This window comes from Blastomonas sp. AAP25 (genome assembly GCF_001295965.1).
GTDB lineage: Bacteria > Pseudomonadota > Alphaproteobacteria > Sphingomonadales > Sphingomonadaceae > Blastomonas > Blastomonas fulva.
The window spans coordinates 1-14,283 of record NZ_LJHP01000025.1 but is presented as its reverse complement, the minus strand read 5'-3'; the positions used below and the strand labels follow the sequence as shown (position 1 = coordinate 14,283).

18 protein-coding genes are annotated in these 14,283 nt (G+C 65.3%); 11 read left to right on the top strand and 7 right to left on the bottom strand.

Annotation, left to right across the window (positions count from 1 at the left end; translation table 11 throughout):
• From IP68_RS15885 to lepB, 4 genes are all read left to right on the top strand, one after another.
• Positions 1–1,044: serine hydrolase (locus tag IP68_RS15885; RefSeq protein WP_156318198.1), on the top strand; the 1,044-nt coding region annotated here is incomplete at its 5' end.
• Entirely contained in the window at positions 1,041–1,781 is a 741-nt protein-coding gene (locus IP68_RS15880) for a pyridoxine 5'-phosphate synthase (RefSeq protein ID WP_054135995.1), read from the top strand. The genes IP68_RS15885 and IP68_RS15880, both read left to right, overlap by 4 nt.
• A 196-nt stretch (positions 1,782–1,977) precedes the next feature.
• Positions 1,978–2,382, top strand: coding sequence for a holo-ACP synthase (gene acpS, locus IP68_RS15875; protein ID WP_054135994.1), 405 nt, complete (start codon positions 1,978–1,980; stop codon positions 2,380–2,382).
• A gap of 37 nt (positions 2,383–2,419) precedes the next feature.
• Entirely contained in the window at positions 2,420–3,298 is an 879-nt protein-coding gene (gene lepB, locus IP68_RS15870) for a signal peptidase I (RefSeq protein ID WP_054135993.1), read from the top strand.
• 136 nt (positions 3,299–3,434) lie between these two features.
• Here lepB and IP68_RS15865 read toward each other — a convergent pair whose 3' ends face one another.
• The gene (locus IP68_RS15865) at positions 3,435–4,244 is read right to left on the bottom strand and encodes an NTP transferase domain-containing protein (protein ID WP_054135992.1); all 810 of its coding nucleotides are present in this window, start codon (positions 4,242–4,244) and stop codon (positions 3,435–3,437) included.
• 140 nt (positions 4,245–4,384) lie between these two features.
• Between IP68_RS15865 and IP68_RS15860 the strand changes: the two genes are divergently transcribed.
• Together IP68_RS15860 and IP68_RS15855 are read left to right on the top strand one after the other, a co-directional pair.
• The gene (locus tag IP68_RS15860) at positions 4,385–5,689 is read left to right on the top strand and encodes a homoserine dehydrogenase (protein WP_054135991.1); all 1,305 of its coding nucleotides are present in this window, start codon (positions 4,385–4,387) and stop codon (positions 5,687–5,689) included.
• Positions 5,690–5,693: 4 nt separating this feature from the next.
• On the top strand, positions 5,694–6,629 hold the full coding sequence (locus IP68_RS15855) for a DUF808 domain-containing protein (protein WP_054135990.1): 936 nt from the start codon (positions 5,694–5,696) through the stop codon (positions 6,627–6,629).
• A gap of 21 nt (positions 6,630–6,650) precedes the next feature.
• Here IP68_RS15855 and IP68_RS15850 read toward each other — a convergent pair whose 3' ends face one another.
• Positions 6,651–7,184: a GNAT family N-acetyltransferase gene (locus IP68_RS15850; RefSeq protein ID WP_231684084.1), complete on the bottom strand. Its 534-nt coding sequence runs from the start codon at positions 7,182–7,184 to the stop codon at positions 6,651–6,653.
• Complete coding sequence (locus IP68_RS15845) at positions 7,181–7,678, bottom strand: hypothetical protein (RefSeq protein ID WP_150126195.1); 498 nt, start codon at positions 7,676–7,678, stop codon at positions 7,181–7,183. The genes IP68_RS15850 and IP68_RS15845 overlap by 4 nt, the downstream gene beginning before the upstream one ends.
• 116 nt (positions 7,679–7,794) lie before the next feature.
• On the opposite strand from IP68_RS15845, the gene glpX reads away from it, so the two are divergent.
• The 3 genes from glpX (at position 7,795) to IP68_RS15830 (ending at position 10,429) form a co-directional block, all read left to right on the top strand.
• A complete protein-coding gene (glpX, locus tag IP68_RS15840; RefSeq protein ID WP_054135988.1) occupies positions 7,795–8,796 on the top strand; it encodes a class II fructose-bisphosphatase in 1,002 nt (333 codons plus the stop codon).
• A gap of 61 nt (positions 8,797–8,857) precedes the next feature.
• Entirely contained in the window at positions 8,858–9,706 is an 849-nt protein-coding gene (gene nadC / locus IP68_RS15835) for a carboxylating nicotinate-nucleotide diphosphorylase (RefSeq protein ID WP_197275829.1), read from the top strand.
• Positions 9,707–10,429, top strand: coding sequence for a hypothetical protein (locus IP68_RS15830; RefSeq protein ID WP_082382426.1), 723 nt, complete (start codon positions 9,707–9,709; stop codon positions 10,427–10,429).
• Here the strand turns inward: IP68_RS15830 and IP68_RS15825 are convergent.
• Positions 10,426–11,772 carry an MFS transporter gene (locus IP68_RS15825; RefSeq protein ID WP_054135985.1) on the bottom strand — a complete coding sequence of 449 codons (1,347 nt, stop codon included), beginning with the start codon at positions 11,770–11,772 and terminating at the stop codon, positions 10,426–10,428. The two genes, IP68_RS15830 and IP68_RS15825, sit on opposite strands and share 4 nt — an antisense overlap.
• Entirely contained in the window at positions 11,769–12,104 is a 336-nt protein-coding gene (locus IP68_RS15820) for an antibiotic biosynthesis monooxygenase (RefSeq protein ID WP_054135984.1), read from the bottom strand. Before IP68_RS15820 ends, IP68_RS15825 begins: the two co-directional genes overlap by 4 nt.
• Before the next feature lie 129 nt (positions 12,105–12,233).
• Here IP68_RS15820 and IP68_RS15815 point away from each other — a divergent pair, with 129 nt between their 5' ends.
• Together IP68_RS15815 and rpoZ are read left to right on the top strand one after the other, a co-directional pair.
• Entirely contained in the window at positions 12,234–12,893 is a 660-nt protein-coding gene (locus IP68_RS15815; protein WP_054135983.1) for a class I SAM-dependent methyltransferase, read from the top strand.
• 66 nt (positions 12,894–12,959) lie between these two features.
• Complete coding sequence (rpoZ, locus tag IP68_RS15810) at positions 12,960–13,304, top strand: DNA-directed RNA polymerase subunit omega (protein ID WP_054135982.1); 345 nt, start codon at positions 12,960–12,962, stop codon at positions 13,302–13,304.
• 198 nt (positions 13,305–13,502) lie between these two features.
• Here the strand turns inward: rpoZ and IP68_RS15805 are convergent, their stop codons facing one another.
• Entirely contained in the window at positions 13,503–13,880 is a 378-nt protein-coding gene (locus tag IP68_RS15805; protein WP_054135981.1) for a hypothetical protein, read from the bottom strand.
• A 66-nt stretch (positions 13,881–13,946) separates the two neighbouring features.
• Positions 13,947–14,283 (bottom strand): hypothetical protein (locus IP68_RS20500; RefSeq protein ID WP_054135980.1); only part of this gene is annotated, 337 nt, incomplete at its 5' end.

Genomic DNA, 14,283 nt, shown 5'->3' with positions numbered 1-14,283 from the left:
CCGCCGCCTGCCATTGACGAGGCTGCCGTGGCAGCCGCGCTCGATGCCACCACGGCCCCCGGCACCGTGCTGATCGCCCGCGGAGACACGATCGTGTTCGAGCGCGCATTCGGCCTTGTCGACCCGGCAGCCAAGGCCGAGCACTCATTGGGCCAGACCTGGCGCTGGGCCTCCGTATCCAAGCAGGTAACCGCCACACTCGCGATGCAGGAGGTGGCCGCCGGCAGGCTCGACCTTGACGCACCGATCCTCAAATACCTGCCCGACAGCAAGGCTCCGTTTGCAGGCACCATCACCTCGCGGATGCTGATGCAGCACATTTCCGGCCTGCCGCGCACCGAAGAGGGGCCGATCGGCAGGGACGGCTGGTCGACCTTCTACATGGTCGATCGCGGCAGCCCCGAAACCGGGCGGACGTGGTGCGAAGGGCCGACCAACCGCAAACCGGTGTCCGAGTTCTTCTACGGAGACTGCGATTTCATCATGATGGCTGCCGTGATCGAGGCCACCAGCGGCAAGTCCTATGACTCGCTGATCGCCGAACGCATCGCACAGCCTTTGGGCCTTGCCAGCGTGGGCGTGTTCCCGCGAACCGAACCGACGGTGCCAGGATATGCCGAGGGCAAGCCCGAGACAATGGCGTTCCGGCTCGAGAATTTCGGCGGCGCAGGCGCGCTCTATGGCACGACGCGTGACCTGTTGGCCTTTGATCGCGCGCTGATGACCGGCAAGCTGATCCCCGAAGCCGAGCGCGCGCAGATGTGGGACGGCAAGCCCGAATATGGCTTTGCCGCGCTCGGCCAATGGTCGTTCAGCGTACCGTTGAAGGATTGCGGGGATACGCCGGTGCGCATTGTCGAGCGGCGCGGCTTCATTGGCGGCGTGGTGCTGCGCAATATCATCCTGCCCGATCTGGACGTGGTGATCATCATGACATCGAACCGCGCCGAGGCCGAGGCCGCCTTTGGCGAAATCTGGCAGCAGGCCGGCATAACCCATGACGTGATGCGCGCGGCCTTGTGCGCAACCGGAGCACCTCTATGACCCAGCACCTGCGCCTAGGCGTCAACATCGACCACGTCGCCACCATCCGCAACGCGCGCGGCGGGGATCACCCCGATCCGATGCGCGCGGTGCGGATTGTCCAGGCGGCGGGCGGCGATGGCATTACCGTCCACCTGCGCGAGGACCGGCGGCACATCCGCGACAGCGATCTCGACACGATCATGGCGGGGTCGACCCTGCCGATCAATCTGGAGATGGCCGCGACCGAGGAAATGCTCGAGATCGCGCTGCGCCACCGTCCACACGCTGCGTGCATCGTTCCCGAAAAGCGCGAGGAGCGCACCACCGAGGGCGGGCTGGATGCCGCTGGCATGCACAACACGCTCGCGCCCATCGTCGGGCGCCTTGCCGATGCGGGAATCCGCGTCAGCCTGTTCATCGAGCCGGAGGCGCGGCAGATCGACGCCGCGATGCGGCTGGGCGCACCGGTGGTCGAACTGCACACCGGGCGCTACGCACATCTGTGGCTGGACGAGGACCGCGACGGGATCGAGACCGAGCTCAAGCGCATCGCCGATGCCGCGGCGCTCGCCACCAAGAACGGCATCGAACCGCATGCGGGGCACGGCCTGACCTTCGATAATGTCCAGCCCATTGCGGCGATTCCCCAGCTCGCCGAGCTCAACATCGGCCATTACCTGATCGGCGAGGCAATCTTCGACGGGCTGGAGGCCAGCATTCGCCGGATGCGGCAGCTGATGGATGAAGCGCGGTGATTCTTGCAATGATGCAGACGGTCGTATCCCACCCCTCTCCCTTTACGGGAGAGGGCGCGAGACTTGGCAGCTTGCTGCCTAGTCGCGGCGGGAGAGGGCAACTGCGCCATGCATCCGCCCCCCTCTCCAGGAGTTGCCAGGCAGCAAGCTGCCAGGCCAACTTCATCCTCCCCCGCAAGGGGGGAGGAGCAACACTATGATCATCGGCCTCGGCTCTGACCTTTGCAATATCGAGCGAATCCAAAAGTCGCTCGACCGGTTCGGCGTGCGGTTCGAGCAGCGCGTGTTTACTGAAACCGAACAGGCCAAGGCCGCCCGCCGCCCGTTTACCAAGGCGGGAACGCTCGCCAAGCGCTTTGCCGCCAAGGAGGCTTTTTCCAAGGCTGTTGGAACCGGGTTCAAGGCGGGCGTGTTCATGAAGGACATCGGCGTCGTCAATGCCCCGTCGGGCGCACCGACGCTGAAACTGACCGGGGGTGCGAAAGCGCGGCTGGACAGCATGATTCCCGCAGGCCATAGCGCTTTCATTCATCTGACGCTCACCGATGATCATCCATGGGCGCAGGCATTCGTGATCATCGAGGCGCGGCCCATTGACTGATACTCCCCCGCCCGGTCCGGACCCGAAAGACACCCGCATGGCACCCGAAGCTTCCGACGCCGCGATCGACGCTGACACCGTTCGCCGTCCGCTCGCCGAAGACGAGCACAAGCCGATCAACTGGTTCGACGAGGTGCGCGGCCTGTTCCTGCTGCTGCTCGCGGTGCTGGCGTTCCATTCGCTGGTCGCCAAGCCCTTCTACATCCCAACCATGTCGATGATGCCCAACCTGCTGGTCGGCGACCGGCTGGTGGTGAGCAAATACCCCTATGGCTGGTCCTGGGTGTCGGTGTCGTTCCACCTGCTGCCGCCGATGAAGGGGCGGATCATGGGATCGACGCCCGAATATGGCGACATCGTCATCGCCACGCCCCCGGGCGGCAACGCCGACTATATCAAGCGCGTGATCGGCCGCCCCGGCGACACCATCGAGGTGCGCTCGGGCCGAGTGATCCTCAACGGCGAAGAAGTGGTGCGCGCGGTGCAGCCCAACCTGCTGCTGCCGGTCGATCTGAACTCGCCGTGCAACGCCAGCGATTTCCCGATGCTCAAGATGCGCGGCGCCGACGGCAAATATTATTGCGAGCTGCCGATCATCCGCGAGACGCTTCCCAATGGCGTTTCGTACAACACCATCGATCTCGGCCCCGACTATCCGCTCGACAATTACGGCCCCTACAAGGTGCCTGCGGGCCATGTCTTCCTGATGGGCGACAACCGCGACCGCAGCGCCGACAGCCGCGCGAGCCTGGAAGAACTCGGCCTGGGCGGCGCGGTGCCGCTGGAGAATATCGGCGGCCGGGCGGAGATCGTCACCTTCTCGCTCGACGGCAGCACCAACTGGAACCCGATGAGCTGGTGGCAGTCGCTGCGCGGAGAGCGGGCAGGCAATTCGCTCCGCGCGGGCAAGGACTGACACTCAATACTCTGTAACGTCATCGTCATCCCCGCGAACGCGGGGGTCCCGCTGCTGCGCCGAGGTTGCAGAACAAGCGGGATTCCCGCGTTCGCGGGAATGACGGCGGATCTGGCGTGCTCTAGCAGGGCGTGCTCTATGAAGGCTTGCGCTTGGCGAGCAGCATCTCGGCGATCTTGTAGGTGCGCTCGTTGTCGACATCGACCGCATAGGCGCCTTCGGTGAGCAGGAACGCGCGGACCTTGACCTTGAACCGGCGCGAGATCGCCGCCATCGCGCCATCGACCGTCGACCAGCCCAGCCGGAACCGGATGAGGTTGAGGATGCCGAAGGCCTGCGCGATCCGGCCCTTGGTTTTGATGAACTGGCCGCCACCGCGAAACGCCTCTGCCGCGCGGAACGAGGCCGCATCGCGCAGCCAGTAGGCGTTGCAGTTGGAGATCGCCATGTCCTTGAACTCGTAGAACCGCCGCTGCGCCTCGGGGTGCTCGGCGATGATCGAGGCCTTTTCGGCGATCGCGATCACCGCCCCTGCCCCTTCGCGCATTCCGAAATCGTGGATGGCCCGGATCTCCTCTGCGGTGACCAGCACGTTGTCACCGGTGGTGATCAGCATCGGGAACGGATTGGTTCCCTGCTTATTGGCCTGCTCAATGACAGCCTCGATGCTCTCAACGATGCCGTCGCGCGACACGCTCATGTGCAACCGGGCCGCCTGGGTCAGCTCGGCAACGCCAGGCACATCGGCGATCACCTCGGGATCGTGGATAGAGACCCAGATCGGCGCATCGGCCCATCCATCCTTTACGCCCTCGAGCACCCATTGCAGCAGCGGCTTGCCCTGGATCGGCACGTTGCACTTGTGGGTGACGCCCGCGGCTTCGGCCAGCGGGTCGAGCTTGCCATCACGCTTGCCCGCGAGGATGAGAACAGTTGGCGATGACATGATGCAGACCTTTCGCGCGCCCCGATTATCGCAGCGCCTATAGGCAGGGTTTGGCCACGCAACAACCCGGCTTGCCCTCTTCCCTTTGACGCGGCAGACGCTAAGAGCCAAGCGGATGAATTAACGCTGAAGGACGTCTGATGGGTGAAACGCTGAACATCGCGCTGGTCGGGCTGGGTACCGTGGGCGCGGGCGTGATCCGGTTGCTGGAGGAAAATGCGGCGCTGATCGCGCGGCGCGCGGGCAAGCCGATTCGCGTCGCCGCGATCACCGCACGCGACCGCTCCAAGGATCGCGGCGTCGATCTGTCGCCCTATGAATGGGTCGATGACATGGGCGAATTCGCCAGCCGCCCCGATATCGACGTGGTGGTCGAGCTGATCGGCGGCGCAGACGGCCCCGCGCTGACGCTGGCGAAGGAAAGCATCGCCGGCGGCAAGGCGTTCGTCACCGCCAACAAGGCGATGGTCGCGCACCACGGACTCGATCTTGCGCAGCGTGCCGAGACTGCCGGTCTCGCTTTTAAATATGAAGCTGCGGTGGCAGGCGGCATCCCCGTCATCAAGGGGCTGCGCGAGGGCGCTGCGGCCAACCGGCTTGAGCGGGTCTATGGCATCCTTAACGGCACCTGCAATTTCATCCTGTCGGCGATGGAAAAGACCGGCCAGGACTTTGCCGAAGTGCTTGCCGAAGCGCAGGCACGCGGCTTCGCCGAAGCCGACCCCAGCTTCGACATCGATGGCGTTGATGCCGCGCACAAGCTGTCGATCCTCGCCGCGCTCGCCTTCGGAACGCAGCTCGACTTTGAGGGCATCGAACGCAGCGGCATCCGCAAGGTGCTCTCCGCCGATATCGCGCAGGCCGATGCGCTGGGCTATCGCATCCGCCTGATCGGCATGGCCGAACTCGACGGCAGCAACGGCGACGCGCGGCTGTTCCAGCGGGTCCACCCCTATCTGGTGCCGATGAACCATCCACTGGCGCATGTCGACGGATCGACCAACGCGGTGGTGGCAGAGGGCAATTTCTCAGGGAGGCTGCTGTTCCAGGGCGCAGGTGCGGGCGATGGCCCGACCGCCAGCGCCGTGGTTGCCGACCTCATCGACATCGCGCGCGGCGAGATCGGCCCGGCTTTCTCGATGCCGGTGCGCGAGCTCGAGCAGGTGCAGCGCGCCGAAACCGGTCACCGCATCGGCAAATGCTATCTGCGCTTCGAGGTTGCCGACCGCCCGGGCGTTCTGGCCGAGATCACCGCCGCGATGCGCGACGCCGGAGTCTCGATCGAGAGCCTGATCCAGAAGGGCCGCAGCCCCGATGGCAGCGTGCTGGTCGCCATGGTAACGCACGAAGGCCCCGAAAGCGCGGTGGCGGCAACCATTTCCGCGCTCAACGGTTCCCCCAGCTTGCACGCTGCTCCGCTCGTTATCCACATTCTGGGAGACTGACCCCATGCCCTCAGGCCTTGCTGCACTTTTGGACGATGTCGCAGCGCTGACGCGGCTGGCGGCGGTCTCGCTCGACGATGTCGGCGCAGCCTCGGCCAAGGCCGGCGCCAAGGCGGCCGGGGTCGTGGTCGATGACGCTGCGGTTACCCCGCAATATGTCACCGATTTCAAGCCCGAGCGCGAGCTTCCCGTCATCTGGCGGATCGCCAAGGGTTCGCTGTTCAACAAGTTCATCATCCTGCTGCCCATCGGGCTGCTGCTCAGCGCATTCCTGCCTTGGGCGATCACGCCGATCCTGATGCTGGGCGGGCTGTATCTGTGCTTCGAGGGCGCCGAAAAGGTGATCCACAAGCTTGGCCACCATCAGGATGTCGCCGAGGATGTCAGCCAGGTTCAGGACATGTTCGCGCTCGAGAACGAGCGGGTCAGCGGCGCGGTGCGCACTGACCTGATCCTTTCGGCCGAGATCATGGCGATTGCGTTGTCAGAAGTCGCCAGCCGCCCGATCGCCATCCAGGCAGCCGTGCTGGCGCTGGTCGGACTGGTGATTACCGCTGCGGTCTATGGCGCGGTGGCGCTGATCGTGAAGATGGACGATTTCGGCCTGCATCTGGCGCAAAAGCCTTCGGCCGCGCTGCAGGGCTTTGGCCGGGGGCTGGTCAAGGCGATGCCGATCGTGATGTCGGCGCTGGCGATCATCGGGACAGCAGCGATGATCTGGGTCGGCGGTCAGATCATCATCCACGGGCTGGCGGTGTTCGGTTTTGCAGGTCCCGAGCACCTGATCCACGATATCGCGGTGGCAGCCGGCGCGGCTGTCCCTGCGATCGGCGGGCTGGTCGAATGGCTTGTTGGCGCTGTGGGCGCTGGTATCGTCGGCTTTATCCTTGGCAGCATCATCGCGCTGGCCTTGAAGGCACTTCCGGGCAAGAAGCACTGACAGCCCAACCTCAGGTAATCGTCAGGGCAAGCGCCCAGGGCGGCCGTGGATATTCACCGGATGGCCGTCCAGATCACCCCTCCCGAAGAGCACGAACCTCAGTTTCGCGGCGACCTTTTCCGACGCCGTGTGCCCGGGATCGATGATGCAGCGCACGATCGGCGCCTTCAGCACCGTATCGCTCCAGTCCAGAACGGCGGCCATCGCCTCTGTCGCGAGCCCCCTGCCCCAGGCGTCGGGTGCCATCGCCCAGCCGGCCTCGGGCACGCCATCGATATCGGGCAGACCGCGTTCGAAGCTGGCAAGGCCCCCTACCCCCATCAATGCGTCGGTGCGCCGGTCGGCAAACAGCCAATAGCCATAGCCGCACAGGGCCCACAGCCCATGCATGCCGATGAACCGGGCCCAGCTTTCATTGCGGGTGCGCGGATTGCCTCCGATATAGGCTGTCACCCGCTGGTCGGCCCACATCGCCGCATAGGCATCGAAATCCGCCATCACCGGCGCGCGCAATCGCAGCCGCTCGGTCTCGATCACCGGAATGGCGGCCATCATTGCGGCCCGCCGCTGCTTGCCGCCTGTTCGCGGCGGCGTTCGGCAGCCTCTGCCTCGCGCGCTTTCTTGAGATATTCCTCGTCCACCTCGGGCAGCTTGGAAAAATCGATCAGATAGGCGGGCGGCGGTGGGCATGGCGGCACCACGCACAGATTGCTGAAGGTCGCCTTGCCCTTGAAGATGCCATCGCCCGCAACGTCGGGCGCGGGCGGCGGACCACCGGTGGCAAGCCGCCCCTCGGTATCGGGCGGAACGCGGAACTTCGCGCTGGGATCGGTCTCGCCGCACACCACGATATCCTTGCCCGCGGCGCTTGGCTGGCAGCGCTTGGCGCGCTCTTCCTTGCCGGTCCATTCATCGGCCTTGCGAATCATCTGCTTGACCTTTGCGTCAACCCGGTCGGATTCGCGCTGTTCGGGCTCGGGCAGCCGCGTGTCATCCTGGGCGTCCTGAGCGCTTGCGGGCGGAGCAAAAAACGCGGAAAGGGCCAACACGGCCGCCGCAAACAGCATTCTCGACAATGCAATAATGCTCCCTTATGGACCGGGCGCAATGCACCCGGCCTGAAAGCGGAACTGGTGCCCCACATTAGAAGGATGACCCGCCTGCCATGTCCAGCGCAAGCCTGAAAGCAACGCCGCCTGCAGAAACCCCGCAGCTTGACCGCGTCCTGGTTCTCGAAATGGTCCGCGTGACCGAAGCCGCCGCGATCGCTGCATCCAAGCTGATCGGCCGGGGCGATGAAAAGGCCGCTGACGCCGCCGCCGTGGAAGCGATGCGCGCCGCGCTGAACGGACTGGATATCGACGGCACCGTGGTGATCGGCGAAGGCGAGCGCGACGAGGCCCCGATGCTGTACATCGGCGAGAAGGTGGGCCTGGGCAATGCAGGCGCGCCGCGCATCGATATCGCGCTCGATCCGCTCGAAGGCACTACCATTACCGCCAAGGCGGGACCCAATGCGCTTGCGGTGCTGGCGATCGCCGAAAACGGCTGCCTGCTCAACGCGCCCGACGTCTACATGGACAAGATCGCGGTGGGCCCCGGCTATCCCGACGGCGTTATCGATCTCAACAAGTCCCCGACCGAGAACGTGCAGGCGGTGGCCGCCGCCAAGGGTGTGAAGCCCGGCGACATCATCGTGTGCGTGCTCGACCGCCCGCGCCATGCCGAGATGATCGAGGAACTGCGCGGCCTGGGCTGCGGCATCATGCTGATCCCCGATGGCGATGTCGCAGGCGTGATCGCGACGACCAATCCCGACACCACGATCGACCTGTACATGGGATCGGGCGGCGCGCCCGAGGGCGTTCTGGCGGCAGCCGCGCTGCGCTGTGTCGGCGGCCAGTTCAAGGGCCGTCTGCTGTTCCGCAACGACGACGAACGTGCGCGCGCGCGCAAATGGGGCATCGAGGATCTGAACGCGATCTATGACCTCACCGATCTTGCCAAGGGCGACTGTATCTTTGCCGCCACCGGCGTGACCGACGGTTCGCTGCTTGAAGGCGTCAAGCGTCGCCGCGATGGCGTGATGACCACCGAAACCGTGGTGATGCGCTCTTCCAGCGGCACCGTGCGCTGGGTCAAGGGCGAGCACCGCATCGCCGACTGAACGGATCTGCGGCTTGGCACCGGATGCGCGTGTCGCGCCATCCGGCGGGGGATGAATGGCTATGGCGTTTGCGATCGACGGCTTTGACCTGGACCGGTTCGTGGCCTCCACGCTGGCCGAAGATCTGGGCCCGGACGGGATCGACGTCACCTCGCAAAGCGTCATCCCCGCAGACGCGCGCTTTACCGGCGTGATGGATGCGCGCCATGCAATGGTGGTCGCAGGACTCCCGATCGCCGAGGCCTTTTTCCGGGCACTGGACCCCGATTGCGAGGTCCGCCTGCTGGTCGAGGAAGGCGCGCAGGTCTCTGGCGGCACCGATATCCTGCATGTCTCGGGCAAGGCGCGCGCGCTGCTGACCGCGGAGCGCTCGGCGCTCAACACCGTCCAGCATCTCAGCGGAATAGCCAGCCTGACGCGCACCTATGTCGATGCGATGGCGGGCACCGGCGCGGTGCTGCTCGATACGCGCAAGACCATTCCGGGCCTCAGGCTGCTGGAGAAATACGCGACCCGTCAGGGCGGCGCGCAGAACCACCGCATGGGACTGTGGGATGCCGCGATGATCAAGGACAACCATGTCGCGGTGGCCGGAGATATCGGCGAGGCTGTCCGCCGCGCGGTGGTGGCGGGAATCGCGCAGATCATCGTCGAGGTCGATCATGTCGAACAGATCGAGCCTGCCCTGGCCGCCGGCGCCACGCATCTGCTGCTCGACAACATGTCGCCTGCCACGCTGCGCGGCGCGGTGACGCTGGTCGGCGGACGCGTACCTTGCGAGGCATCAGGCGGCGTCACGCTGGAGACGATCCGCGCGATTGCCGAAACCGGGGTCGATTACGTCTCGGTCGGGCGCCTCACCCAGTCGGCCCCTGCTGCCGATGTGGGGCTGGACTTCACGGCGGTCTGAATGCGCTGGCTGGCCGCCCTTGTCCTTCCGGGGCTATGGGGTGCGATGCAGCCCGTTCCGGCAAGCGCACAGGCCTATCAATGCCGAATGCCGGAGCGGCTTGCCCCGGTCACACCACCCCGGCGCGGACCCGAGGATGTCCGCCGTGTCACGCCCATCACAGGCTATACCTTGGCGCTCAGCTGGTCGCCCGAATATTGCAAGGGGCGCGAAGATCGCCCGGGTGAAGCGCTGCAGTGCAGCCGCAACCACGGTGAGTTCGGATTCGTGCTGCACGGGCTGTGGCCCGAGGGGAAGACCTCCGCCTTTCCGCAATATTGCGCGCGCTCGCCGGTCCAGGTGCCAGCGTCGGTCGTCCGCAGCACCTTGTGCTCCATGCCGTCCCGGCGGCTGATCGCGCACCAATGGGACAAGCACGGCAGTTGCATGGCGCGCGACCCGCAATCCTATTTCCAAACTGCGACAAGGGTTTACCGCGCAATGCAGCTCCCAGACATGGAGCGCCTGTCGCGCAGGCCGCTGACCCACGGCATGCTCAAGCAGGAGATCGCCCGGCGCAATCCTGGGATGAAGCCCGATGCCATCGCAATCAAGAGCAATGGCCGCGGATGGCTGCAGGAGGTGCGGATCTGTCTGGCGCCGGGCTATCGTCCGCGCGCCTGCCCGGCCTATGTGCGCCAGCCGCGCGGCGACACGCGCCTGCGCATATGGCGCGGGCTTTAGCGGACCAGCATCTCGTCGCGCTGCAGCGCCTTGCGTCCCCAGGCCAGCAGGAACACGCACAATGCGATGATGATCGCGAAGGATTCGAGCGGCGCGATGTTGTACAGCCAGACGCCGATGGCCGGCGCAACGATATAAGCCGCACCATTGACCGAGGCCACGATCCCGGCGACCTGACCCTGTTCGGCGCGAGTCACCGCCAGCGAGGCACCGGCGGTAAAGCCCGGGCGGAACAGCCCGAAGCCGAGCGAGGCGATCGCAAAGCCCAGCGCGATCGCGTTGATGCTGTACGAAAACGCGACCAGTGTGCACCCGGTCGCGGCCAGCGCCATCCCCCACAAGGTCGAATTGCGCGGCCCCATCTTCAAATAGGGGATCAGCCCCCATTGCGCGAGTAACGTGGCAAAGGCCCCCGCCATCAGCACCAGCCCGGTGGGCCCGGCGGCAAGCTCGGGTGTGGCGCGCAGGTCCAGCCGATCAAGCAGCATGAAACCGACCAGCCCCAGAATCATCGCATTGGCATGGCCGCCAACCAGCCCGGTGATCAGCCACGGCCGCAGCCGCGCGTCCTTCCACGACAGACGCTGCTGGGTGGGATCGACCGGTGCAGGCGGAGCCTCGTCATGCTCGTCGGCATCATACACTTCCCCGGCGGCGCTGGTGCTCATCGGTTCGGATACCAGCCGCCCGCGCGCGGCATAGCTCGGCGTGTCATCGGGAAGCCGCAGCTTGAGCGTCACCAGCACCAGCAGGCCGAAGGCTGCGAACACGAAGAACGGACTGGGCAGGCCCAGGAACGGCAGGATGATCAGCGGCGCCAGCGCGGGGCCGATCACGGTGCCGAGGCCAAAGGAGGAGGAGATCATCGACAGCGACTGGGTGCGCTCTTGCCGGCTGGTGCGTGCGGCGACATAGGCCTGCACCGCGGGCGGTGCGGCGGAGCCCAGCCCGCCGTACAGGCTGCGGAACATAGCGAAGATCAGCATCGTCCACGCGCCCGAAAGATAGCCGTTGAGCCCCACGATCAGCGTCAGCCCGCACAGCGCGAAGGAAGAGATGAAGCCCACCAGGCCAAGGTTCATCAGCGCCTTGCGGCCGCGCCGGTCGGACAGCCGTGCCCAGCGGGGCGCAAAGACCATCCACAGCAGCGCCGACCAGCTGTACGCCAGGCTGACCCAGACATCCGCGACCCCCAGCCGGGTGCCGATCGCGGGCATCACCGATTGCATCGCGGTGTTGCCCGCTGCCGTCACCAGCATCACCATGAACAGCAACGCCATGCGGTCGGTCGGCAGTTTTTGTCCGGAAAGCGGGCCCTCGTGCTGGGCGGGCATGTCACTCATGGCCAGGCATAGCCTCTCTCGATCCGCGCGACGTGCAGGGTGTAATGCGCGTACCAGCGGTCCCGCCCCGCCTCGCGCGCGGCGCGGTGCTCGCGGTTGTCGCGCCATGCGCGGGCGCTGGCGTCATCCGCCCAGTAGCTGACCGTGATGCCGAAACCGTCCGCCCCCCCGCCATGGTCCATTCCCAGATAGCCAGGCTGCTGTGCAGCCAGTGCGTCCATGGCCTCTGCCATCGCCGCATACCCCTCTGCATCGCGCCCGCTGCGCTGCGCCGCGAAGATCACGGCAATGCTGCCATTGGCATGGATGCGGGAATCTGTGGACGCGTGCATGGCAAATGCTCTACGCGCTGCCACCTGTGTTGCAAAGTGTTGCGATGGCCTGCGGACGCACATGATTGCTTTGCCCGGCCCAATCTGCAATTGTGACAGACTGTTGACAGATATTCTGAGAGGTTCTTCATGCAATCCAACGACCTGGCCCAGCTGCCCCTGCGGCAGCGGATCAAGGCGCGCGCCGAGCGGCTTTTCGGGGCCTGGGGAGTGTTTTTCAAAGGGTTTCTCAAGCACCCGGTGATGGTCGGATCGATCGTCCCCTCGTCCGACCGCACCATCCGCAAGATGCTGGCGCCGGTCCCCTGGAAAGACGTGCAGCTGTTTGTCGAATATGGTCCGGGCGTCGGCACCTTTTGCCGTCCGGTGCTCGACAAGCTGCCACGCAATGCCACCTATATCGCGATCGATACCAACCCCGATTTCATCCGCTATCTGCGCAAGACCATCCCCGACAGCCGTTTTGTCGCGGTGCACGGATCGGCTGCGGATGTCGAAGACATCATCGCGAGCCACGGCTTTGCCCATGCCGATTTTGTTCTTTCCGGCCTGCCGCTCTCGACGCTTCCCGGAACCGTCGCCGACGATATCGCGCAAGCCACACATCGCGCCTTGCGGCCAGGCGGTGCATTTCTGATCTATCAGTTCAACACCTTCACCACCCAGCTGCTCCGCCCCTATTTCGAGCGGATCGATCGCGGTTACGAGCTGCTCAACGTGCTTCCCTGCCACCTGTTCTGGGGCTGGAAGGCACAAGACGAAAGCGCCGCCGAACACGGCAATCGTTGACTTTGCGCGGGTCAGCGACTAAGGCCCGCCTTTCCCTGATATTCTGACAGAGTCTGGAGCCCGTTCATGGCGCGCGTTACCGTTGAAGATTGCATCGACAAGGTCACCAACCGGTTCGATCTCGTTCTGCTCGCTGCCCAGCGTGCACGCGAGATCAGCGGCGGTGCCGAGCTGACCATTGATCGCGATCGCGACAAGAACCCGGTCGTGGCGCTGCGCGAGATCGCGGACGAAACCGTGTTCCCCGAAGAGCTTAAGGAAGGCCTGATCGTCTCGCTGCAGAAGGTGCAGGTCGATGACGACGACATGCCCGACGAGATCGGTTCGCTCAGCCTGTCGGCAGAGGCGCTGCGCCTCACCGCATCGGCTCCCGCGCGCACCAGCAACATGGGCAGCGATTTCGAAGGCTGATCCTTCGCTCTGCAAGCGATCGAAAAGGCCGCGCTCCTCACGGGACCGCGGCCTTTTTCGTGTGCCTGAAAACGGTGGTCTGGATACCCTGCCCTCTTCGTCACCCCCGCGGAGGCGGGGGTCCCGCTTTTGCGCCGACTTTGAGAAAAGCGGGATGCCGCGTCCGCGGGAATGACGATCAGAACTGGCCAACCACCCTTATTTGCAGGGGTATTTCTGCTTCATGAAATCATACAGCGCGGTGCGGAAGGGCTGCTTCTTCTTCGCCGCAGGCAGGCCGGTGAGATAGGTCTTGAGCTCCTCGCCCTTCATCTTGCCCTGGCCCTTGGGCGGTGGGCAGCTGTGGCGCGGTCCACCGGCCTTCGCCTGCTTTGCGACATCGGAGCGGTAGAGCGTCAGCACGCGCTCGCTCTCGGCGCGCAGCGCGCGGACATCGGACGACATCAGCGCCGCAGGTCCAAGGCTTTCCGCCTTGTTCATCGCAGCCAGGAATTGCCCGGCAGTCATCTCGGATGTCGCCCCGATCGACAGGAATGCCGCTGAGGCCAGCACCGCCGACCGGATCGCCCATTTCATCTTCAACTACCTCCACCCAACTGTGCCGCGCGTATAACACACCAAGATGAACCGTCGATGACCTCATTACGGTGGCGTCGGGCAGGGAAACCGCAGGGTCATCACCAGAGCAAACGCGGTGGTGACCGGCATGGGCCGGTTGGCATCCGGAAATGCTCGGAACAGTTCGGTGATGTCCCCCAGCGAGAGCTGCGCCTGCCCTGGCGGCGGTGGGCAGCTGGCAGGCGGCGCGCCGCGCTGGACGGCTTCGGCCAGGCTGGCACGATAGGCCATCGCAGCCTGCTGCAGCGCGCTGCGGATGGCATCGGCCTGCGGTGATGTGGCCGCCGCGTCGTTCCCGGCTGCAAGCAGCGCGTCTGCCTGCGCCAGGAACTCCGCGACCGTCTCGGGCGGGGCCGGAACG